This is a genomic window from Pseudomonas sp. B7 (genome assembly GCF_016735645.1).
GTDB lineage: Bacteria > Pseudomonadota > Gammaproteobacteria > Pseudomonadales > Pseudomonadaceae > Aquipseudomonas > Aquipseudomonas glycinae.
The window spans coordinates 119,231-139,963 of record NZ_JAERRE010000006.1; the positions used below are offsets into that span (position 1 = coordinate 119,231).

The following is a 20,733-nucleotide window of genomic DNA, read 5'->3' on the forward strand; positions in this document are numbered from 1 at the left end:
CATCCTTCTGGGAAAATCACCCGAGCAGCATAGTGACAAAATTCTTTAAACGTTCAGCCGGGTCTTAAACATTTTCGCCATGTCTTCCAGCTCGGAAGCCGGGTGATGGCCGATCAGCATCCAGGCGTGTTCACGCTCGGTCCAGTACACCACGTTCATTCCGTGCCGGCGCTCATGGGCCAGCGGCTGGCTGCCGCTGTTGGTTCGGGTGACGCACAGCGCCAGCGGGCCATATTTGGCATCGAGCCAGGTCATCTGCGCAATCGGCACACCGCCATATTCAAGCAATTGCGCACGTTTGAACTGCGCACCGGGCAGTTTCAGTTTCGCCGGCGACAGACTCACGCCGAGCCGCGCATCGACGGTTCGCAACTGCGCCAATTGCGAGGCCTCGTCGGTAGGTAAATGCTCAAGGGTCTGCGGCACATACAGCGCCATGTAATCGCCCACCAGCTCGCGCCAGTTGTGCGATTGCTGTGCCTGCCAGGCCAGAAACAAGCGGTCCGCCGCGACAGCGGCGAGTGCAACGCCCGCTGCCGCTGCGCCGATGAACCAGCGCCGGCTGAAAACGGGTTTCTGCGGTGACGGCGCGGCGTCGAGCCGGGCCTGCAAGCGATCAAGCGGCGCCTGTTGCGCCAGTTCGTCGTAGGCCGCCTTGAATGGCAGACTGCTGCGACTCAGCCATTGCACCCGCAGGCTCAGCAGCGGATCGTCGGCGATGAGGTTGTCGAGTTGGCTGCGCTGTTCGCGATCCAGTTCATCGTCCAGATACGCCACCAGTTGCTCGTCGGAAGGCGCATTCATTGCCGGTCTCCTGCGGGGCTGTTCGGGACCGCTTGCAGCGGCGGGTATTCGGCCAGTTTCAGGCGCGCGGTGGCCAGCCGGCTCATGACCGTGCCGATCGGTACTTGCAGGATTTCGGCGACTTCGCGATAGGACAGGCCCTCGACGTAAGCGAGATACACCGTTTCACGTTGGGTTTCCGGCAGCGCATCGACCCGGCGGATCACCTGCGCGGCCATGACGTGGGTTTGCGCGGCGTATTCGCCATCGAACGTCAGCTGGCTGTCGGCGTCCGCCACGCCCTGGCCCTGGCGCACCCGGCGGGCGCGCACTTCGTTGAGCCAGATCGAATGCAGAATGCTCAGCAGCCAGCGATCCATGCGTGTGCCGGCCACGTACTGACCCGAACGCTCCAGCGCCCGCACGCAGGTGGCTTGCACCAGATCCTCGGCCACGTGCCGGTTGCGCGACAGCAGCAAGCCGTAACGCCACAGGCGCGCCAGGTGTTGCCCGAGTTCGGCCCTGAAGGCCTGATCGCTGAAAATGTTCGCCTCCACGTGTCGTGTCAGGTTTTCGATGAATCGTTGATGGCTTCGGCCAGGTCCCGGTATTCCTCGCAGGTCGTGCCGCAGATCTTCTGGATGTGCTGCAACTGCTCCTGCGCCAGATCGACGCGGCCCTTGATCACATAGGCTTCGCCCAGGTACTCGCGGACTTGCGCGTACTGCGGATCGAGTTTCACCGATTGCAGGTAATAACCGATGCCTTCGTCAGTGCGCCCCAGTTTGCGCGTGGCGTAACCGCGATAGTTGAGGGCCTTGGCGGTGTTCGGTTGTTCCAGCGTATCGAGCAGGGCCAGGGCTTCTTCATAACGGCCGGCCTTGGCCAGACGGTAGGCGTAGTCGGTCCGGTCGGCGTCGGGCACCAGATGGCTGGTCTGCATCACGCACTTCTGCGTCTTGGTGTCGAACACCTGGCCTTTGGGGCAGTTGGGTTTCTGCACCGGCTCGTCTTCATCGCCGTGGGCCAGGGCCAAAGGGCTGGACAACATCGCGGCCACCAGCAACGGGGCGGCGAACATAACGGAACGGATAGTCATGGGCAAGGCTCCACAGGGGGTCATGTTTCACTTTGAACACCACAGGGTGAAAATTTATTCATTGCTTTGTCAGGCTTTGTTAAAGGAAAGCCCTTTTTCCGGCGCTATGCTCGTCATCGTTCGTCGTCGATCTGCAGTTCTACCATGGGAGTTTGGCCATGAAAGATCAGGTTCACCACGCGGCTGCCAGCGGCTACAAAACCGCTGCCGACACCTACGTCAAAGGCCGGCCCGACTATCCGCCGGCGGTCAGCGAATGGCTGACGGGCACACTGGGCCTCAATGGTCACAAGACCGTTATCGACCTCGGCGCCGGCACCGGCAAGTTCACCGGACGGCTGGTGGCGACCGGCGCCCAGGTGATTGCCGTGGAACCGGTGGCGCAGATGCTGGAAAAACTGTCGCTGGCCTGGCCGCAGGTGCTGGCCGTCAGCGGTACGGCAACGGATCTGCCGTTGCCCGATGCCTCGGTGGATGCGGTGGTGTGCGCGCAGGCCTTTCACTGGTTTGCCAGCACCGAGGCGCTGGATGAAATCGCCCGGGTCCTCAAACCGGGCGGCAAACTGGGCCTGATCTGGAACCTGCGCGACACCCGGATCGACTGGGTGCCCAAGCTGGACGCCATCGTCAATGCGCTGGAAGGCGATACACCGCGCTTCTATACCGGCGAATGGCGCAAGGCTTTTCCCCATCCGGCGTTCGGGCCATTGCAGGCCCAGCACTTTCAGCATGGCCACACCGGCTCGCCGGAAGATGTGATTTTCAACCGGGTGCGCTCCACCAGTTTCATTGCCGCGCTGAGCGATCAGCAGCGCGCGAAGATCGACGAGCAGATTGCTCAACTGATTGCCGGCGAGCCGCAGCTGCGGGGCAGGGAGATAGTGACGGTGCCTTACGAGACCGCCGCCTTCGTCGCGGTGAAGAACGGCTAGAGTCCCGCATTTGGCCGAACCGCCGTGCTGATGCCTTGTTATAGTTCGGGCCTCATTTTCAGCCCGGTAAAGGATTTCTGCCATGACTCAATACACCGCCTTCAGCGTCGAACTGGCCGACAACATCGCCCATGTGCAGATCAATCGTCCGGAAAAGATCAACTCGATGAACGCCGCGTTCTGGAGCGAAATCGTCGAGGTGTTCCAGTGGATCGACGACACCGACGAAGTGCGGGTGGTGGTGCTCAGCGGTGCCGGTAAACATTTCTCCTCGGGCATCGACCTGATGATGCTGGCCGGTGTGGCCAATGAGCTGGGCAAGGACGTGGGCCGCAATGCGCGCCTGCTGCGCAAAAAGATCCTGACCCTGCAAGCCTCGTTCAATGCGGTCGACAATTGCCGTAAACCGGTACTCGCGGCGATCCAGGGTTATTGCCTGGGCGGCGCTATCGACCTGATCGCCGCCTGCGACATGCGCTACGCCGCCGAAGACGCGCAATTCTCGATCAAGGAAATCGACATCGGCATGGCGGCTGACGTCGGCACCTTGCAACGGTTGCCACGGATCATCGGTGACGGCATGCTGCGTGAACTGGCTTACACCGGTCGCACCTTTGGCGCCGAAGAAGCGCGCAGCATCGGCCTGGTCAATCGCGTCTACAGCGACAAGGACGGCTTGATCGAAGGCGTGATGGACATTGCCCGGGACATCGCCGGCAAGTCGCCGATCGCGGTCACCGGCACCAAGGAAATGATCAGCTACATGCGCGACCATCGCATTGACGACGGTCTCGAGTACGTTGCCACCTGGAACGCCGCCATGCTGCAATCCAACGATTTGCGCGTGGCCATGGCCGCCCATATGAGCAAACAGAAACCCGAATTTCTGGATTGAGAAACCATGACATCTCGCTGGACCACTGCAGTACTGGACACCGATCAACCCGGCGGCTGGGCCGTGGCGCGCAGCCCCGAGGGTTTCCTGTTCGATGACAACGGCGTGCTGTTCCCCCGGGAATGGCTCAAGCGCCAGGACTTGTCGATCCTCGCCGAACACGGTATCGGTCATCTCGATGGCGAACCGGTGTATCTGCTGGAACTGCACAGCACCAGCGAGGTGCCGGGTTGCAACTGGAAAGGCCTGCGGGCGTTCATGCTCGACGGCGATCACACGATCTACAAAGTGCTGGGCTACGCCGCGCAAATCGGGACGTGGGCTCGGGAACACCGGTTTTGCGGCAATTGCGGTCAGGCCATGACCCAGGTGCCGCGGGAGCGGGCGATGTATTGCCAGCCCTGCGATCTGCGCAGTTATCCGCGGATTTCGCCGAGCATGATCGTGCTGGTGACCCGTGGCGATGAAGTGCTGCTGGCGCGCTCACCGCGTTTTGTCACCGGGGTCTACAGCACGCTGGCCGGGTTTGCCGAACCGGGGGAATCGGCCGAGGATTGTCTGATTCGCGAAGTGCGCGAGGAAGTGCAGATCGAGGTGAAGAACATTCAGTATATGGGCAGCCAGTGCTGGCCGTTCCCGCACTCGATGATGCTCGGCTTCCATGCCGAATACGCCGGTGGCGAAATTGTCTGCCAGGAAGACGAGATCGAAGACGCCCAGTGGTTCAACGTGCACGATCTGCCGCCATTGCCGGCGTCCAAATCGATTGCCCGATACCTGATCGACGTCTATGTGGCGCGGCGCTTAGGCCACGCTGAACCAGTGCTGCCAGGCTAGGCGCACGGTCAACCCCAGCACCACGGTGATGAACACCGGACGAATGAACTTGGCGCCGCCGCTGATCGCGGTGCGCGCCCCGAAGAACGCGCCGACCATCACCGACAGGCCCATGCTCAGGCCGATGATCCAGTCCACCTGCCCGGAAAACACGAACACCGACAGCGCCGCAATGTTGCTGACGAAGTTCATGCTGCGCGCCACGCCGCTGGCCTTGACCAGATCGATCGGGTACAGCAGCAGACTGCTGACAGTCCAGAACGCGCCAGTGCCGGGGCCGGCCACGCCGTCGTAGAAACCGAGGCTGAAGCCCTGGGTCGATTGCCACTTCTTTTTGATCGGTGCATCGCTGTCCAACGGCGCTTTCGGCGTGCCGCCAAACAACAGGTACAGGCCACAGGCGAAGACGATCACCGGCAGCATCTTGTTCAGCCATTCGGCGGGCAGGTAATGGGCGACGATGGCACCGGTCAGCGCACCGACCAGCGTGCCGACGATGGCGTGCATCCACTGCTTGGGATGGAACAGCTTGCGTCGGTAGAAGGTGAAACTGGCGGTGGCCGAGCCGAAGGTCGAACTCAGTTTATTAGTGCCCAGCACCAGGTGCGGCGGCAGGCCGGCAGTGAGCAGCGCCGGTGTGGTCAACAGACCGCCACCGCCGGCGATGGCGTCGATGAATCCGGCAATGAAAGCGACAAGAGCCAGAACGGCCAGGGTGGTGAGGTCAACGCTGAGTTCGAAAGGCATGGAATCGGCTTATTTCGGCAGGGCGCAGAGCTGGGCTGCGGGGAGGGCAGTCATGTTACTCATTTCCGAATGTTGCGGCGACCCATAAGACTCGACCAGCGACGGCTCAACTGTTGCCCACCCAACACGCACCCAACAATTCACCCTCTCACCGTGCATTCCTGTTGCCTGAAACCCCAATAAAACCGGGTCTCCCGCCGCTGGCACGCTTGCTGCTCTAGCTCACTCATCTTCATCAACTGTCCCGAGGACACGCCAATGAGTCAGCAAGCCGTGAAATTTGCCTACTGGGTGCCGAACGTCAGCGGTGGGCTGGTGGTCAGCAGGATCGAGCAACGCACCGACTGGGGCATCGACTACAACCGCAAACTGGCGCAATTGGCCGAGGCGGCGGGTTTCGAATACGCCCTGACGCAAATCCGCTTCACCGCCGGTTACGGCGCCGAGTTTCAGCATGAATCGGTTGCCTTCAGCCACGCGCTGCTCGCGGCCACCAGCCAACTCAAAGTCATCGCCGCCATCTTGCCCGGCCCGTGGCAACCGGCACTGGCGGCCAAACAGTTGGCGACCATCGATCAACTCACCAACGGCCGGATTGCGGTGAATATCGTCAGCGGCTGGTTCAGGGGCGAATTCCAGGCCATTGGCGAGCATTGGCTGGAGCACGACGAGCGCTATCGTCGCTCGGAAGAGTTCATCCGTTCATTGCGAGGGATCTGGAGTCAGGACAACTTCACCTTCCGTGGCGATTTCTATCGCTTCGACAACTACAGCCTCAAACCGAAGCCGCTGGGCCGCCCGGAAATCTTTCAGGGCGGCAGCTCCCGTGCCGCACGTGACATGGCGGCGCGGGTGTCGGATTGGTATTTCACTAACGGCAACAGCGTCGAGGGCATCAAGGCACAGGTCGACGACATTCGCGCCAAAGCGGCGGCAAACCATCATTCAGTAAAAATCGGGGTGAATGCTTTTGTGATCGCCCGAGATACCGAAGAAGAAGCCAAAGCGGTGCTGGCGCAGATCATCGATCAGGCTGACCCGGAAGCGGTGAATGCCTTCGGTGATGCAGCGAAACAGGCGGGCAGGGCGTCGCCGGAAGGTGAGGGCAACTGGGCCAAATCGACCTTTGAGGATCTGGTGCAGTACAACGACGGCTTCAAGACCAATCTGATCGGTACGCCGCAGCAGATTGCCGAACGGATCGTGGCGTTGAAAGCGGTGGGGGTGGACCTGGTATTGGCGGGTTTCCTGCATTTTCAGGAAGAGGTGGAGTATTTCGGTCAGCGGGTGTTGCCGCTGGTGCGGGAGCTGGAAGCCAAAGCGCAATCGGCCCGGACTGCCGAAGTTGCCTGAAGATCCCTCCTGCACACTGAGCAGGAGGGATCGGCTGCTGAATTACAGACCCAGTTCCGACAACCCCGGATGATCATCCGGGCGCCGGCCCAGCGGCCAGTGGAACTTGCGTTCGCTTTCCTTGATCGGCATGTCGTTGATGCAGGCGTAACGCTGGAACATCAGGCCGTGCTCGTCGAACTCCCAGTTTTCGTTGCCGTAGGAGCGGAACCAGTTGCCCGAGTCGTCGTGCCATTCGTAGGCGTAGCGCACGGCGATGCGGGTGTCGGAGTAGGCCCAGAGTTCCTTGATCAGGCGGTAATCCAGTTCCTTGGCCCATTTGCGGGTCAGGAAACCCTTGGCTTCTTCGCGGTTGTTGGCGAATTCGGCGCGGTTCCGCCATTTGGTGTCCAGGGTGTAGGCCAGCGACACGCGCTCCGGGTCGCGGGAGTTCCAGCCATCCTCGGCCAGACGAACTTTTTCAATGGCCGATTCACGGTTGAACGGTGGCAATGGCGGACGAACTTCGGCTGCAGTAGACATGTTTGTCTCCCGATCTATTAACAGTTAAACAACGTGTCAGGCTTATTAAGGCGTTACAGGTCCAATAACTTTCGCGCCATGCATTGCGCATTATCGGCGGCACTGTGATCACCCATCACAAGCGCTACGGTAATGGCGCCGTCAATCAGGATCAGCAGCTGTTTGGCCAGCAGTTGCGGATCCTCGGCACCATGTTCGGTACACAGCTCGCACAGGTAGTCGAGCAGTTTCTGTTTGTGGTCTTTGGCGACCAGGCGGACCGGATCCTCGGGATCACCGGTTTCGCCACTGGTATTGATGAAGGCACAGCCCCGAAAGCCTTCCGAGGCGAACCAGCCCTTGAGCACGGTAAACAGGTTGAGCAGGCGGTCGGCCGGGGTTTCGGCCTGATCGACGGTGCTTCTGTACCAGTGCATCCAACGCACGTCGCGGCGTTGCAGGGCGGCGACGGTCAGCTCCTCCTTGTTGGCGAAGTAGCGGTAGATACTCTTTCTGGAAACGCCGGCGGTTTTCACCAGAAGATCCATGCCGGTGGCCGCGATGCCACTTTTGTAGATCAACTTTTCGGTGACATCCAGAATGATGTCTCGGGTTGTGTCGTTGCGTGTGATTTCGTTCATGTGGTGAACAGTAGAACGATCGTTCTCCTTGGTCAAGCAGATATTTTGTTCATCTGGAAGTTAGCGATCGCCAGCAGGCTGGCTCCCACAGGAAAATGCATTTCAGCCGAGGGAACCTGGCGGCTGGTGATGAAGTCATTACAGACACTCACAAGACCCGAAGGAGTTGATGGTGTAAGCTCTCGGGTTCTTCGGATTCGACCCATTGCGAGCCCTATGCCGTTGCTTTTCAAACGCTCTCTGCTGCCCAAACTGCGCAGCTTTCCGCTGACCGCCGAGGCCGTGACGATCCTGCCCGGTGCCGCCGATTTCCGCCGTTGCCTGCTGGAGAAAATCGCCCAGGCGACCCAGCGCATCTACCTCGTCGCGCTTTATCTGCAAAACGACGAAGCCGGCCAGGAAATTCTCGATGCCTTGCACGCCGCCAAACTCAAGCGTCCCGAGCTTGAAATCGCGGTGGTCGTCGACTGGCTGCGGGCCCAGCGCGGCTTGATCGGTGCCGGCAAGCAGCCGGGCAACTCGGCGTGGTATCAGGAAATGACCCGCACCCACCAGAGCGTGGTGCCGGTCTACGGCGTGCCGGTGCAGACCCGCGAGTTGTTCGGCGTGCTGCACCTCAAAGGCTTCGTGATCGACGATTGCGTGGTCTACAGCGGTGCCAGCCTGAACAACGTCTACCTGCACAAATTCGACAAGTACCGTTTCGACCGTTATCACGTGCTGCAAAGCCGCGAACTGGCGGACTCGATGCACCATCTGGTCAAGCACGGCCTGATCGAATCGAAAGCAGTGCATCGCCTCGACCTGCCGAACCTGCCGACCACCCGCAGCCTGCGCAACGACATCGGCGATCTGCGCAGCCGTCTCAAATACGCGGCGTACGACACCAGTGCCGGCAGCACGGCGCATACCGGCCTGTCGGTCAGTCCGTTGCTCGGCGTGGGCAAGAACAACCCGCTGAACCGGGTGATTCTGGAGCTGATCGCCAGCGCCCAGAAGCAACTGACCATCTGCACGCCGTACTTCAATCTGCCGCTGGGGGTGATCCGCGAGATCAACCGGGCGCTGGCTCGCGGCGTGAAGATCGACATCGTGGTCGGCGACAAGACCGCCAACGACTTCTACATCCCGCCGACCGAGCCGTTCAAGGTGATCGCCGCGCTGCCGTACCTGTACGAGATCAGCCTGCGCCGTTTCGCCAAGCGACATCAGCGCAACATCGACAGCGGCCAGTTGAACCTGCACCTGTGGCGTGAGGGCGACAACAGCTATCACCTCAAGGGCATGTGGATCGACCAGCGCTATACGCTGCTGACCGGCAACAACCTCAATCCGCGGGCGTTCCGTCTCGATCTGGAAAACGCCTTGCTGATCGATGACCCGAAAGGCGAGTGGCTGGAGCCGCGCCGCGTGGAGCTGGAGAACATCTTCGTTCACACCACGCGAATCGCACGCTTCCAGGATCTGGAAGCCTTGCCGGACTACCCGGCGGGTGTGGCGAAATTTCTCAAGCGTGTGAGCCGGGTGCGGGTCGAGCGGTTGCTCTATCGCATTCTTTAAAACCGGCCCACAAAAAATCCCCCGAACGCAGGACGCGTCCGGGGGATTTTTTTATGCGCGGACTCAGTTCAGACCGAGCTTGCCACGCAGTGTCGACAGGTCTTCCGCCAGGGTATTGACCGGGCCGACCAGCGCTTTGCGGTCGTTGTCCTTCACCTTGTCGTAAGTCTCGAAGCCACCGTCCTTGGTCTTGTACTTGGCCAGGATCTTGTCCACGGTGGCGAAGTTCTTGTCGACTTTGGCGACGAAGGCCTTGTCCTGTTTCTCGATCTGCGGACGGAACAGGTCGACGATTTTCTTCGCGCCGTCGATGTTGCCCTGGAAGTCGTACAGGTCGGTGTGGCTGTAACGGTCCTCTTCACCGGAGATCTTGGTCGCGGCGACTTCTTCGAGCAGCGCAGCGGCGCCGCCGACGACTTTTTCCGGCGGGAAGGTCAGGCCGGCGACGCGGGTCTGCAGGTCTTTCACGTCCTTGTTCAGGCCATCGGCCAGGGCGTCGAGATCCTTGGTGCTTTTTTCCGAGAACAGCGAGTATTCGATGCGGTGGAAACCGGTGAAGTCTTCGGCTTTCACGCCTTGCTCGTGGTCGTCAACGCGGGAGTCGATGGACGCGTCGAGGTCACTGAACAGCTCGGCGATCGGCTCGATCGACTCATAAAAAACGCGGGTTGGCGCGTAGAGCTTTTGCGCGGTGGCCAGGTCGCCTTTTTTCACCGCGTCGGTGAACTGCTGGGTGTGGCTGGCCAATTCATCCAGTTGTTCGGTGACGTAAATCTTGTAGTCCGACACCGGCCCCACCAGATCCAGTGGCGCGGTCGCGGCGAATGCCGACAGCGGGGTGTTGAGCAAACCAAGGGTCAGCAATAACGCGAGTGGCGTCTTTTTCATGGGGGCGGCTCCTGTTGAATGCTATGCAGTTGTTTTTGGTTGAGTAGCGTTGAGCAGCGAGCGACCGATGAAGTCCTTGTCGCCCGTGACACCCGGCAGGGTGAAGAAGTAACCGCCGCCGACCGGCTTGAGGTATTCCTCTAGCGGTTCGCCGTTGAGGCGGGTCTGCACGGTGATGAAGCCTTTTTCCAGGTCGGCCTGGTAACAGATGAACAGCAGGCCCATGTCGAGCTGGCCGTTCTTGTTCACCCCGTTGGAGTAGTTGAACGGCCGGCGCAGGATCAGGTTGGCCTGGCTCGCGACGGTGCGCGGATTGGCCAGGCGAATGTGCGCGTCGAGCTTGGTCAGCTTGCCTTCCGGGTCCTTGCTGTAATCCGGGACTTCGGTTTCATGGCTGGCGCCCATCGGCGCGCCGGTGGTTTTCACCCGGCCGATGATGCTTTCCTGTTCCTGCAACGGCGTGCGGTCCCAGCGTTCGACGAAGTTGCGGATGATTCGCACCGCCTGATAACTGCCGTGGGCCGCCCAGGCCGGTTCGTCGCTGCCCGGTTGCACCCAGACGATGCGATCCATGGCCTTGCCGTCGTTGGAATCCGGGTTGGCCGAACCGTCGCGAAAACCCAGAAAGTTACGCGCCGATTGCGCCGGCACGCCGGGTTTGGCTGGGGCTTGCGGAGGCACGCTGCCTTCCTGTTTCCAGCGCACCAGCAGCAGGTCCGGCAGGTTCTTCACGATGTCGCGCAGGGCGTGGATGTTGGTGTCGGCGGTGTTGGAGCAGAACTGCAGGCTTAAATCGCCGTGGCAGCAATCGGCTTCCAGCGCATCGTTGGGGAAACCGACCATGCGCACCAGACGCTTGGGTTTGGCGGCGGCCAGACCGAAGCGCTCGTCGAACAGTGACTCGCCGACGGACACGGTGATGGTCAGGTTGTCCGGCGTCACCACCGGGCCGAGGATTCCGGAATCCGGCGGCGGCAACTTCGGATCGATCTGCGCCACCGGGCCGCCTTTCATCAGGAACGCGATGCGCTCGTTGAGGGTGCGGAACAGCCGCTCCAGGTCTTCACGGTCGCTGGCCAGCACATCGAACGACACCAGCATGCCGGCCGCCGGACGCGGGGTGACGATGCCAGTCTGGTGCACGCCATGGAAATCGTGGTGATCCTGGGTCTTGTCGCTGCTCGGCGCTTCGGTGACTTGCGCAGGCGCGGCGGCCATCGCCGGGCAACTCAAAGCGGTGCCGGCCAGTGCGACACCGGCGGCGCCCATGCCCATCAGTACGCGGCGACGTTGCAGGTTGAAGTGTTCGGAATCGTTCATCGGTAGTCGTCTTCTGCTTACAGGCCGGAGAGGCCGAGGGCGGGATCAATGGCGTCGAGGGCGTCGGCCAGGGCCTTGGCCTTGTCGGCGATCTGCTTGCGTTGTTCACCGTTGACGGTGTCGTAACTGGCGTAGCCGTCCTTGACCCTGAAACCGTCCAGCGTGGTATCGAAATCAGCCAGCGCGCCGTCGATTTTCGGCAGCAGGTCGGCGGCGGATTTGCTCAGCAGCGGGCGCAGCAGTTCGACGACTTTGCGCGCGGTTTCCTGATTGGCCGCGAAGCCGTTGAGATCACTGTGACTGTAGCGTTCCTCTTCGCCGCTGGCGGCGCGCACGTCGGCGAGGGTGTTGAGGTTGCGCACGACGATTTCCACCAGTTGCTCCGGCGGCAGCGACTGAACAAGCAGCTGTTGTTTCAGCGTGGTGACGTTGTCGAGCAAGCCTTGGGCAATCGGTGTCAGCCCGTCGAGTTTGCGTTGCTGGAACAGCGCGTATTCGAGACGGTGGAAACCGACGAAGGCCGGATCCTGCTCGCGTTTTTCGAAGTAATCGGCGCGGGCGTTGATGCTGTTGTCCAGTTCCGCCAGGCGTTGTGCGGCGGGGGCCAGACGCTGATACGCCGCGCGGGCCGGCAAATACAACGCCTGGGCCTGGGCCAGATCGCCGCTGTCGATGGCTTGATTCAGCGCCGTCACGGCCTTGATCAGCGCGCTGCCCTGGCTGGCCAGGTAGACGCGAAACTCCGACAGCGGCCCGACGAAGGCAACCATCGACGGCTTGGCCTTGGCGGCGGCATCCGAGGCGGCGGTCGGCGTCACGTGCAGGGTGCCGCGCGGGTTGCTCAGCAGGCCACAGGTGATAGCGTAGTCGCCGGGTTGCAGGTTGGCGTTGATCACCTGGCTCAGGCCCGGCGCGATGTTCTCGCGCTCTTCGATCACCAGCACGCCGTCGAGGATTTCCCACTCCACCGCCCGGTCGGAGCGATTGACGATGCGGAAACTAGCGCGACCGGCCGGCACCGTCAGGGTGTTCGGTTCGCAGCTGTGCGGATGAATGTTGACCACCACTTCGTCACGGTTGTGCTGACGTTTGGCGGCGGCCAGTTTCGAGGCGTAGTAGAACAGGCCACCGGCGGCGATCATCACGACCACCGAACCGGCCACCGCCCAGCGCAAGGCGCGGGGAGGCGAGGCCTGAGGAGTATTAGGCTTTGACATGAAGGCCCTTATTGGCTGGAAACGGAAGACGATTGGGCAGCAGGCTTGGGTGCCGGCATGAAGAACATGACCAGCGCCACCAGCAGATAAATCAGGTACGCGCCAAGGGTGCTGACGGTCGGTGCATCCTGATAACCGAACATGCCGGCCAGCACCGAGCCCAGCGGGCCGTCCATCGGCAGCGTCGCGCTGAAGTCGAAGAGCACGGCTTGCAGGTGGTTCCAGACCCCGGCTTCATGTAGGGCCTGCACCGAGTTGGCGAGAATCCCGGCGGCGACCACGAGGATGAACAGCCCGGTCCAGCGGAAGAACGCCGACAGGTTCAGGCGCATGCTGCCGCTGTAGATCAGGAAGCCGACGACAATCGCCAGGATCAGGCCGAGCAGGGCGCCGATCGGCGCGGCCGGGCCTTCGCTCTGCTGGAACACGGCGAGCAGGAAGAACACGGTTTCCAGACCTTCCCGAGCCACGGCGAAGAACACCATGGCGATCAACGCGATAACCTGATGCTTCGACGCGGTCAGCGCGTGATCGAGAGAGGCTTGCAGCGAATGCTTGATCGAACGCGCCACTTTGCGCATCCAGAACACCATGGAACTGAGAATCCCCACGGCGACGAGGCCGACCACGCCTTCGAAGAGTTCCTGCTGTTTTTGCGGGAATTCGGCACTGACCAGTTCCAGGCCACCGCCGACCAGCAATGCCAGCGCGGCGGCGAGAAAAACCCCGATCCACACCGCCGGCATCCACTGGCCACGGCCGGTCTGTTGCAGGTAGCTGGCGATGATGCCAACGATCAGCGCGGCTTCGATGCCTTCGCGCAACATGATCAAAAAGGGAACGAGCATTCGACGATCACTGTGTAACGAAATGAGGTTACAAGTTGTAACATAATGAAAGTCATTCTCACATGGCATTCATTGACATTTAGCTGAACCGGAGCTGAACGAGTCTGAACATCCACGCCACCGAGTCAGCTGCGCTAAGATGCCCGCCACTCGAACAACAACAGGATTGCGCGCGTTCCATGTCGGAAAAAGACACCATCGCCATTCAACTGGTGCGCGAAGCACTGCTGCAAAGTTGTGCCCCGGGCGTGGCCACGGAGGAAGTCTTGAGCAAGGTCGGGATTGATCCGGCGCTGCTGTCCACCGATGACGCCCGTGTGCCGGCCAGTCAGTACGCGCGGTTGTGGCGCCTGCTGGCGCGGCGCGGCGATGACGAATTCTTTGGTATGGACCCACGCAAGCTGAAATCCGGCAGCCTGGAGTTCCTCTGCCGCAGCGCCATGGCCCAGCCGAATCTGGCTGCGGGGCTGAGCAGCGGTCTGAATTTTCTGTCGTTGATGCTTGAACGTCTGCCGGCGCAACTGGTGCACCAGCAGAGTCTGGCAGAGATCGTTCTGCTGGAAGACGCCCCGGAACCGCGCCGCGCCTTCACCTATTTCACCTACTGGATGATCGTCCATGGCGTGGCGTGCTGGCTGGCGGGGCGACGGATCCCGATCCTGGCTATCGAGCTGCGCTGCCCCGCGCCGGATTTCTGCGATGACTATCGGGTGATGTTCTCGGAAAACCTGCGCTTCGACCGGCCGCGCACGCGGATGATCTTCGCCGCCGACGTACTGGATCTGCCGATCAAGCGCAGTGCCGAAGAATTGAAACGCTTCCTGGCCCATGCCCCGGCCAACATTCTGGTGAAGTACCGCGACCCGGACAGCCTCGCCAGCCGAATCAAGCAGGATCTGCGTCAGTTGTCCGCCGATCACTGGCCGGAAACCGACGCACTGGCCCAGCAGTTGTGCATGTCGGCCTCGACCCTGCGTCGGCGACTGGCCGAGGAAGGGCAGACTTATCAGGGCTTGAAGGACAGCGTGCGCAAGGAGCTTGCGATCACTTGGTTGGCGGAGCCTTCGATCAGTTTTGCCGAGATCGCCACGCGCCTGGGGTTTGCCGATGCGAGCTCGTTCTACAAGGCGTTTCGCAAGTGGTCGGGGACCAATCCGGGGCATTACCGCAGCTTGATTCTCAACGAAGCGGTCTGATCCACCACAGACTCACCGCCCACCGCCCACCGCCAACTCTCGTTCCCACGCTCTGCGTGGGAATGCAGCCCGGGACGCTCCGCGTCCCTTCCAGAGCTGGAACGCGGAGCGTCCCTTGAGGCATTCCCACGCAGAGCGTGGGAACGATCATCGCGGCACGGCGTGGGAGCGATCAAAGTCCGGAACCTTGGCCAAACCAGTCATCCACTTTGAGGGCTTTGACCATTGCCGCAGCCGGCGTGCGGCGCGAGTATTCCTCTGTTGTTTACGGTTCCCCAACCTAATAAGAACAGAGGGATTCTGGCAATGCGCGATTACTTGTCTGCCACCGCACAGTTTGATTATCAGCACACCGTGGACGCCGCACTCAGCGGCACGCTCGAGGCGCTCAACGCCTGCGTCGAATGTTGTGACCGGCACGCGCTGCCGGGGCGCATTGCGCTGTTCTGGGAAGGCCGCGACGGCGCCAGTGCGACGTACACCTTCAGCGACCTGCAGGACAAAGCCGCGCGTTTCGCCAATTTCCTTCTCGCCCAAGGCGTGCAGAAGGGCGACAAGGTCGCCGGCCTGCTGCCGCGCAATATCGAATTGCTGATCACCGTGTTCGCCACCTGGCGCATCGGCGCGGTGTATCAACCGCTGTTCACCGCGTTCGGCCCCAAGGCCCTCGAACATCGCCTGAACAGCTCCGGCGCCAAGGTTGTAGTCACTGATGCAGTCAATCGGCCAAAACTCAGCGAAGTCGCCGATTGCCCGACGCTGGTCACTGTCGGTGGTCCGAAAGGCCAGGGCATCGTCCGTGGCGATTTCAGTTTCTGGGCCGAGCTGCCCAACCATTCCAGTGTCTGCGAGCCGCTGATGCTGACCGGCGAAGACCCGTTCCTGCTGATGTTCACCTCGGGTACTACCGGCCCGTCGAAGGCGCTGTCGGTGCCGCTCAAGGCCATCGTCGCGTTCCAGAGCTACACCCGCGATGCCGTGGATCTGCGCCCGGAAGATGCGTTCTGGAACGTTGCCGATCCGGGCTGGGCCTACGGCATTTATTTCGGCGTCACCGGCCCGTTGTCGATGGGCCATCCGATCACGTTCTACGATGGCCCGTTCACCCTCGAAAGCACCTGCCGGGTGATCAACAAGTACGGGATCACCAACCTCACCGGTTCGCCCACCGCGTATCGCCTGCTGATTGCCGGTGGCGATGAGTTCGCCAAGTCGATCAAGGGCAAGCTGCGCATCGTCAGCAGCGCCGGCGAGCCGTTGAATCCGGAAGTGATCCGCTGGTTCGCCGACAACCTCGGCGTGGCCATTCACGACCACTACGGCCAAACCGAACTGGGCATGGTCCTGTGCAACCACCACGGCCTCGAACACCCGATCCACCTCGGCGCCGCCGGTTTCGCCTCGCCGGGCCATCGCATCGTGGTGCTTGACGAGCAGAACAACGAACTCGGCGTCGGCCAGCCCGGCATCCTCGCCATCGACCGCACACAGTCGCCGATGTGCTGGTTCGCCGGCTATGAAGGCGTGCCGACCAAGGCCTTCGTCGGCGATTACTACCTGAGCGGCGACACCGTCGAGTGGAACCCGGACGGCAGCATCAGCTTCGTCGGCCGCAGCGATGACGTGATCACCACTTCCGGCTATCGCGTCGGCCCGTTCGACGTGGAGAGCGCACTGATCGAACACCCGGCCGTTGTCGAAGCCGCCGTGGTCGGCAAGCCCGATCCTGAGCGCACCGAACTGGTCAAAGCCTTCGTCGTGCTCAACCCGCAATACCGCGCCGAGCCTGCGCTGGCCGAAGAACTGCGGCAACACGTGCGCAAACGTCTGGCCGCGCATTCGTACCCCCGTGAAATCGAATTTGTCAGCGAGTTGCCGAAAACCCCGAGCGGCAAATTGCAGCGCTTTATCTTGCGCAACCAGGAAATCGCCAAGGCTCAAGAGGCTGCGGCGCACAACGTTTCAGCTTGAACCCAAGGAAACAGTCATGCAGATCGAGAACAAGGTTTTTATCGTCACCGGCGGTGCGTCCGGGCTGGGTGCAGCCACCGCTGAGCTGTTGGTTGCCGCCGGCGCCAAAGTGATGCTGGTGGACATGAACGCCGAAGCCGTCGCCGCTCAGGCCCAGCGCCTCGGCGCGCAAAGCGTGGTGGCCGACATCAGCAACGAAGCCGCCGCCGAAGCCGCCGTGCAGGCGACCGTTAAAGCCTTCGGCAGCCTCAACGGGCTGGTGAACTGCGCCGGCATCGTTCGCGGCGAGAAGATTCTTGGCAAGAACGGCCCGCACGCCTTGTCCAGCTTCGCCCAGGTGATCAACGTCAACCTGATCGGCAGTTTCAACATGCTGCGTCTGGCAGCCGCTGCGATTGCCGAAAGCGAAGCCAACGCCGACGGCGAGCGTGGTGTGATCATCAACACCGCGTCGGTTGCGGCGTTCGACGGCCAGATCGGCCAGGCCGCGTATTCGGCGTCCAAAGGCGCGATCGCCAGCCTGACTCTGCCTGCCGCTCGTGAACTGGCGCGCTTCGGCATCCGCGTGATGACCATCGCCCCGGGCATTTTCGAAACCCCGATGATGGCCGGCATGACCCCGGAAGTGCGCGACTCGCTGGCCGCCGGCGTACCGTTCCCGCCGCGTCTGGGCAAACCTGCCGAGTACGCCGCGCTGGTGCGGCATATCATTGAAAACAGCATGCTCAACGGCGAGGTGATCCGTCTCGACGGTGCCTTGCGCATGGCTGCCAAGTAAGGAGGATTTCCCATGACCATCTCCAACGATCCGATTGTCATCGTCAGCGCCGTCCGCACCCCGATGGGCGGTTTCCAGGGCGAACTGAAAAGCCTGACCGCGCCGCAACTGGGCGCCGCTGCAATCAAGGCGGCGGTTGAGCGTGCCGGTGTGGCCGCCGATGCGGTCGATGAAGTGTTGTTCGGCTGCGTGTTGCCGGCCGGTCTTGGTCAGGCGCCTGCACGTCAGGCTGCACTGGGCGCCGGGCTGGACAAGTCCACCCGCTGCACCACGGTCAACAAGATGTGCGGTTCGGGCATGGAAACCGCCATTCTGGCCCACGACATGCTGCTGGCTGGCAGCGCCGATGTGGTGATCGCCGGCGGCATGGAAAGCATGTCCAACGCGCCGTATCTGCTGGATCGCGCCCGTGCCGGTTACCGCATGGGCCACGGCCGGGTGCTGGATTCGATGTTCCTCGACGGCCTCGAAGACGCCTATGACAAGGGCCGCCTGATGGGCACCTTCGCCGAGGATTGCGCCGAAACCAACGACTTCAGCCGTGAAGCGCAGGACGCCTTTGCCATCGCCTCGACCACCCGCGCCCAGCAGGCGATCAAGGACGGCAGCTTCAAGGACGAAATCGTTCCGCTGACCGTGACCGTCGGCAAGGAACAGGTTGTGATCAGCAACGATGAGCAGCCACCAAAAGCCAAGCTGGACAAGATTGCTTCGCTTAAACCGGCGTTCCGCGAAGGCGGCACCGTGACCGCTGCCAACTCCAGCTCAATCTCTGACGGCGCCGCTGCGCTGGTGCTGATGCGTCAGTCGCAAGCACAAAAGCAGGGTCTGAAGCCGCTGGCGGTGATTCACGGACACGCGGCGTTTGCCGACACCCCGGGCCTGTTCCCGGTGGCACCGATTGGCGCGATCAAGAAGCTGATGAAGAAAACCGGCTGGTCGCTGGATCAGGTCGATCTGTTCGAAGTCAACGAAGCCTTCGCCGTGGTCGGCATGGCGGCGATGACCCACCTGGAAATCCCTCACGACAAGCTCAACATCCATGGCGGCGCCTGCGCCCTCGGTCACCCGATCGGTGCGTCCGGCGCGCGGATTCTGGTGACTTTGCTCTCGGCCCTGCGCCAGAAAGGCCTGAAACGCGGCGTCGCGGCGATCTGCATCGGCGGCGGCGAAGCCACGGCGATGGCTGTCGAGTGCGTCTGAACCCGAGTTAAGGATTTGCCATGATTCCCAATGACGACCAACAACAAATCCGCGACATGGCCCGGCAGTTTGCCGAGGAACGGCTCAAACCGTTTGCCGCCGAGTGGGATCGCGAGCACCGCTTTCCGAAAGAGGCCATCGGCGAAATGGCCGGGCTGGGCTTCTTCGGCATGCTGGTGCCGGAGCAGTGGGGCGGTTGCGACACCGGTTACCTGGCCTACGCCATGGCCCTGGAAGAAATCGCTGCCGGCGACGGCGCCTGCTCGACGATCATGAGCGTGCACAACTCGGTGGGTTGCGTGCCGATCCTCAAGTTCGGCAACGACGACCAGCGCGAACGCTTCCTCAAGCCGCTGGCCAGCGGCGAGATGCTCGGTGCTTTCGCGTTGACCGAACCTCAGGCCGGTTCCGATGCCAGCAGCCTGAAAACCCGCGCGCGGCTGGAAGGCGATCACTACGTGCTCAACGGCTGCAAACAGTTCATCACTTCCGGGCAGAACGCCGGGATCGTGATCGTGTTTGCCGTGACTGATCCGAGTGCCGGCAAGCGCGGGATCAGCGCGTTCATCGTGCCGACCGACTCGCCGGGCTACAAAGTCGCACGCGTCGAAGACAAGCTCGGCCAGCACGCCTCGGACACCTGCCAGATTCTGTTCGAAGACGTGAAAGTGCCGGTGGCCAACCGGTTGGGCGAGGAGGGTGAGGGCTACAAGATCGCTCTGGCCAACCTCGAAGGCGGCCGTGTCGGTATCGCTTCGCAATCGGTGGGCATGGCCCGCGCCGCGTTCGAAGCGGCACGCGATTACGCCCGCGAACGCGACACCTTCGGCAAGCCGATCATCGAGCATCAGGCCGTGGCGTTCCGCCTGGCGGACATGGCGACCCAGATCGCCGTGGCGCGGCAGATGGTGCATTACGCCGCCGCCCTGCGCGACAGCGGTCAGCCAGCACTGGTCGAGGCGTCGATGGCCAAACTGTTCGCCTCGGAAATGGCCGAGAAGGTCTGCTCCATGGCCTTGCAAACCCTCGGCGGTTACGGTTACCTCAACGACTTCCCGCTGGAGCGCATCTACCGCGACGTGCGGGTCTGCCAGATCTACGAAGGCACCAGCGACATACAGCGCATGGTCATTTCGCGCAATCTTTGAGAAGGAATCTGCACATGAGTTACGAAACGATTTTGCTGGAAACCCATGGCCGCGTCGGCCTGATTACCCTCAATCGCCCGCAGGCGCTGAATGCCCTGAATGCGCAACTGGTCAGCGAAGTGAATCGCGCGCTCGATGGATTTGAAGCCGACGCGAACATCGGCTGCATCGTCATCACCGGCTCGACCAAGGCCTTCGCCGCCGGCGCCGACATCAAGGAAATGGCCGATCTGACCTACCCGCAGATCTACATGGACGACCTGTTCAGCGACAGCGATCGCGTGGCCAACCGGCGCAAGCCGATCATCGCCGCGGTCAACGGTTTTGCCCTCGGCGGCGGCTGTGAGCTGGCGCTGATGTGCGACTTCATTCTGGCCGGCGACAACGCCAAATTCGGCCAGCCGGAAATCAACCTCGGCGTGCTGCCGGGCATGGGCGGCACCCAGCGTCTGACGCGGGCGGTGGGCAAGGCCAAGGCCATGGAAATGTGCCTGAGCGGCCGCATGATCGACGCGGTGGAAGCCGAGCGCTGCGGCATCGTCGCGCGAATCGTGCCGAGTGCCGAGTTGCTGGATGAGGCGCTGAAAGTCGCCGCAGTGATCGCCAGCAAATCGCTGCCGATTACGATGATGGTCAAGGAAAGCGTCAACCGCGCGTTTGAAGTGAATCTGACCGAAGGCGTGCGCTTCGAGCGCCGGGTGTTCCATGCGGCGTTTGCGACGCAGGATCAGAAGGAAGGGATGGCGGCGTTTGTGGCCAAGCGTGCGCCTGAATTTCAGGGCAAGTAAAACGGCAAAATCAAGAGCCCCTCACCCT

At 61.9% G+C, this 20,733-nt stretch carries 21 protein-coding genes; 11 read left to right on the plus strand and 10 right to left on the minus strand.

The window, feature by feature from the left end:
* Positions 1-45: 45 nt before the first annotated feature.
* The 3 genes from JKA62_RS15305 to JKA62_RS15315 form a co-directional block, all read right to left on the minus strand.
* On the minus strand, positions 46-804 hold the full coding sequence (locus tag JKA62_RS15305) for an anti-sigma factor family protein (RefSeq protein WP_011334296.1): 759 nt from the start codon (positions 802-804) through the stop codon (positions 46-48).
* The gene (locus JKA62_RS15310; protein WP_080511038.1) at positions 801-1,286 is read right to left on the minus strand and encodes an RNA polymerase sigma factor; all 486 of its coding nucleotides are present in this window, start codon (positions 1,284-1,286) and stop codon (positions 801-803) included. Before JKA62_RS15310 ends, JKA62_RS15305 begins: the two co-directional genes overlap by 4 nt.
* A gap of 62 nt (positions 1,287-1,348) precedes the next feature.
* Complete coding sequence (locus tag JKA62_RS15315; protein WP_011334294.1) at positions 1,349-1,882, minus strand: tetratricopeptide repeat protein; 534 nt, start codon at positions 1,880-1,882, stop codon at positions 1,349-1,351.
* Between the two features lie 158 nt (positions 1,883-2,040).
* On the opposite strand from JKA62_RS15315, the gene JKA62_RS15320 reads away from it, so the two are divergent.
* The 3 genes from JKA62_RS15320 (at position 2,041) to nudC (ending at position 4,546) form a co-directional block, all read left to right on the plus strand.
* Entirely contained in the window at positions 2,041-2,814 is a 774-nt protein-coding gene (locus tag JKA62_RS15320) for a class I SAM-dependent methyltransferase (protein ID WP_011334293.1), read from the plus strand.
* 82 nt (positions 2,815-2,896) lie between these two features.
* Positions 2,897-3,709 (plus strand): crotonase/enoyl-CoA hydratase family protein, encoded by an 813-nt coding sequence (locus JKA62_RS15325; protein ID WP_011334292.1) that lies wholly within the window; start codon positions 2,897-2,899, stop codon positions 3,707-3,709.
* Between the two features lie 6 nt (positions 3,710-3,715).
* Entirely contained in the window at positions 3,716-4,546 is an 831-nt protein-coding gene (gene nudC, locus JKA62_RS15330) for an NAD(+) diphosphatase (protein ID WP_011334291.1), read from the plus strand.
* On the opposite strand, the gene JKA62_RS15335 is transcribed toward nudC, so the two are convergent.
* The gene (locus tag JKA62_RS15335; RefSeq protein ID WP_011334290.1) at positions 4,514-5,293 is read right to left on the minus strand and encodes a TSUP family transporter; all 780 of its coding nucleotides are present in this window, start codon (positions 5,291-5,293) and stop codon (positions 4,514-4,516) included. The genes nudC and JKA62_RS15335 overlap by 33 nt on opposite strands.
* 258 nt (positions 5,294-5,551) lie before the next feature.
* Here JKA62_RS15335 and sfnG point away from each other — a divergent pair, with 258 nt between their 5' ends.
* Positions 5,552-6,646 carry a dimethylsulfone monooxygenase SfnG gene (sfnG, locus tag JKA62_RS15340; protein WP_011334289.1) on the plus strand — a complete coding sequence of 365 codons (1,095 nt, stop codon included), beginning with the start codon at positions 5,552-5,554 and terminating at the stop codon, positions 6,644-6,646.
* A 42-nt stretch (positions 6,647-6,688) separates the two neighbouring features.
* On the opposite strand, the gene JKA62_RS15345 is transcribed toward sfnG, so the two are convergent.
* Both JKA62_RS15345 and JKA62_RS15350 read right to left on the minus strand, forming a co-directional pair.
* On the minus strand, positions 6,689-7,168 hold the full coding sequence (locus JKA62_RS15345) for a nuclear transport factor 2 family protein (RefSeq protein ID WP_007951263.1): 480 nt from the start codon (positions 7,166-7,168) through the stop codon (positions 6,689-6,691).
* A gap of 53 nt (positions 7,169-7,221) precedes the next feature.
* Positions 7,222-7,788: a TetR/AcrR family transcriptional regulator gene (locus tag JKA62_RS15350; protein WP_011334288.1), complete on the minus strand. Its 567-nt coding sequence runs from the start codon at positions 7,786-7,788 to the stop codon at positions 7,222-7,224.
* A 216-nt stretch (positions 7,789-8,004) separates the two neighbouring features.
* Between JKA62_RS15350 and pssA the strand changes: the two genes are divergently transcribed.
* Positions 8,005-9,348: a CDP-diacylglycerol--serine O-phosphatidyltransferase gene (pssA, locus tag JKA62_RS15355; RefSeq protein WP_041475284.1), complete on the plus strand. Its 1,344-nt coding sequence runs from the start codon at positions 8,005-8,007 to the stop codon at positions 9,346-9,348.
* A 63-nt stretch (positions 9,349-9,411) separates the two neighbouring features.
* Here pssA and efeO (JKA62_RS15360) read toward each other — a convergent pair whose 3' ends face one another.
* From efeO (JKA62_RS15360) to efeU, 4 genes are read right to left on the minus strand one after another with little or no spacing between them, the layout of a single operon-like run.
* Positions 9,412-10,236 (minus strand): iron uptake system protein EfeO, encoded by an 825-nt coding sequence (efeO, locus tag JKA62_RS15360; protein WP_201818493.1) that lies wholly within the window; start codon positions 10,234-10,236, stop codon positions 9,412-9,414.
* 21 nt (positions 10,237-10,257) lie between these two features.
* Positions 10,258-11,556, minus strand: a complete 1,299-nt coding sequence (gene efeB, locus JKA62_RS15365) for an iron uptake transporter deferrochelatase/peroxidase subunit (RefSeq protein WP_201818495.1) — start codon at positions 11,554-11,556, stop codon at positions 10,258-10,260.
* Between the two features lie 17 nt (positions 11,557-11,573).
* Entirely contained in the window at positions 11,574-12,773 is a 1,200-nt protein-coding gene (gene efeO, locus JKA62_RS15370) for an iron uptake system protein EfeO (RefSeq protein WP_201818497.1), read from the minus strand.
* Positions 12,774-12,781: 8 nt separating this feature from the next.
* Positions 12,782-13,621, minus strand: coding sequence for an iron uptake transporter permease EfeU (gene efeU / locus JKA62_RS15375; RefSeq protein ID WP_011334283.1), 840 nt, complete (start codon positions 13,619-13,621; stop codon positions 12,782-12,784).
* A gap of 179 nt (positions 13,622-13,800) precedes the next feature.
* Between efeU and JKA62_RS15380 the strand changes: the two genes are divergently transcribed.
* From JKA62_RS15380 to JKA62_RS15405, 6 genes are all read left to right on the plus strand, one after another.
* A complete protein-coding gene (locus JKA62_RS15380; protein WP_201818499.1) occupies positions 13,801-14,817 on the plus strand; it encodes an AraC family transcriptional regulator in 1,017 nt (338 codons plus the stop codon).
* 306 nt (positions 14,818-15,123) lie between these two features.
* On the plus strand, positions 15,124-16,788 hold the full coding sequence (locus JKA62_RS15385; protein WP_011334281.1) for an AMP-binding protein: 1,665 nt from the start codon (positions 15,124-15,126) through the stop codon (positions 16,786-16,788).
* 16 nt (positions 16,789-16,804) lie between these two features.
* Positions 16,805-17,566, plus strand: coding sequence for an SDR family NAD(P)-dependent oxidoreductase (locus JKA62_RS15390; RefSeq protein WP_011334280.1), 762 nt, complete (start codon positions 16,805-16,807; stop codon positions 17,564-17,566).
* A gap of 12 nt (positions 17,567-17,578) precedes the next feature.
* Positions 17,579-18,769 (plus strand): acetyl-CoA C-acyltransferase, encoded by a 1,191-nt coding sequence (locus JKA62_RS15395; RefSeq protein WP_011334279.1) that lies wholly within the window; start codon positions 17,579-17,581, stop codon positions 18,767-18,769.
* A 20-nt stretch (positions 18,770-18,789) separates the two neighbouring features.
* A complete protein-coding gene (locus JKA62_RS15400; protein WP_011334278.1) occupies positions 18,790-19,917 on the plus strand; it encodes an acyl-CoA dehydrogenase in 1,128 nt (375 codons plus the stop codon).
* 14 nt (positions 19,918-19,931) lie between these two features.
* A complete protein-coding gene (locus tag JKA62_RS15405) occupies positions 19,932-20,705 on the plus strand; it encodes an enoyl-CoA hydratase (protein WP_011334277.1) in 774 nt (257 codons plus the stop codon).
* Positions 20,706-20,733: the final 28 nt, after the last annotated feature.

Bases quoted from the DNA above. Each gene is read 5' to 3' on its own strand.
- JKA62_RS15305 (WP_011334296.1), bottom strand. From the start codon at position 804: ATGAATGCGCCTTCCGACGAGCAACTGGTGGCGTATCTGGACGATGAA.
- JKA62_RS15315 (WP_011334294.1), bottom strand. From the start codon at position 1,882: ATGACTATCCGTTCCGTTATGTTCGCCGCCCCGTTGCTGGTGGCCGCG.
- JKA62_RS15320 (WP_011334293.1), top strand. From the start codon at position 2,041: ATGAAAGATCAGGTTCACCACGCGGCTGCCAGCGGCTACAAAACCGCT.
- JKA62_RS15325 (WP_011334292.1), top strand. From the start codon at position 2,897: ATGACTCAATACACCGCCTTCAGCGTCGAACTGGCCGACAACATCGCC.
- nudC (WP_011334291.1), top strand. From the start codon at position 3,716: ATGACATCTCGCTGGACCACTGCAGTACTGGACACCGATCAACCCGGC.
- JKA62_RS15335 (WP_011334290.1), bottom strand. From the start codon at position 5,293: ATGCCTTTCGAACTCAGCGTTGACCTCACCACCCTGGCCGTTCTGGCT.
- sfnG (WP_011334289.1), top strand. From the start codon at position 5,552: ATGAGTCAGCAAGCCGTGAAATTTGCCTACTGGGTGCCGAACGTCAGC.
- JKA62_RS15345 (WP_007951263.1), bottom strand. From the start codon at position 7,168: ATGTCTACTGCAGCCGAAGTTCGTCCGCCATTGCCACCGTTCAACCGT.
- JKA62_RS15350 (WP_011334288.1), bottom strand. From the start codon at position 7,788: ATGAACGAAATCACACGCAACGACACAACCCGAGACATCATTCTGGAT.
- pssA (WP_041475284.1), top strand. From the start codon at position 8,005: ATGCCGTTGCTTTTCAAACGCTCTCTGCTGCCCAAACTGCGCAGCTTT.
- efeO (WP_201818493.1), bottom strand. From the start codon at position 10,236: ATGAAAAAGACGCCACTCGCGTTATTGCTGACCCTTGGTTTGCTCAAC.
- efeB (WP_201818495.1), bottom strand. From the start codon at position 11,556: ATGAACGATTCCGAACACTTCAACCTGCAACGTCGCCGCGTACTGATG.
- efeO (WP_201818497.1), bottom strand. From the start codon at position 12,773: ATGTCAAAGCCTAATACTCCTCAGGCCTCGCCTCCCCGCGCCTTGCGC.
- efeU (WP_011334283.1), bottom strand. From the start codon at position 13,621: ATGCTCGTTCCCTTTTTGATCATGTTGCGCGAAGGCATCGAAGCCGCG.
- JKA62_RS15380 (WP_201818499.1), top strand. From the start codon at position 13,801: ATGTCGGAAAAAGACACCATCGCCATTCAACTGGTGCGCGAAGCACTG.
- JKA62_RS15385 (WP_011334281.1), top strand. From the start codon at position 15,124: ATGCGCGATTACTTGTCTGCCACCGCACAGTTTGATTATCAGCACACC.
- JKA62_RS15390 (WP_011334280.1), top strand. From the start codon at position 16,805: ATGCAGATCGAGAACAAGGTTTTTATCGTCACCGGCGGTGCGTCCGGG.
- JKA62_RS15395 (WP_011334279.1), top strand. From the start codon at position 17,579: ATGACCATCTCCAACGATCCGATTGTCATCGTCAGCGCCGTCCGCACC.
- JKA62_RS15400 (WP_011334278.1), top strand. From the start codon at position 18,790: ATGATTCCCAATGACGACCAACAACAAATCCGCGACATGGCCCGGCAG.
- JKA62_RS15405 (WP_011334277.1), top strand. From the start codon at position 19,932: ATGAGTTACGAAACGATTTTGCTGGAAACCCATGGCCGCGTCGGCCTG.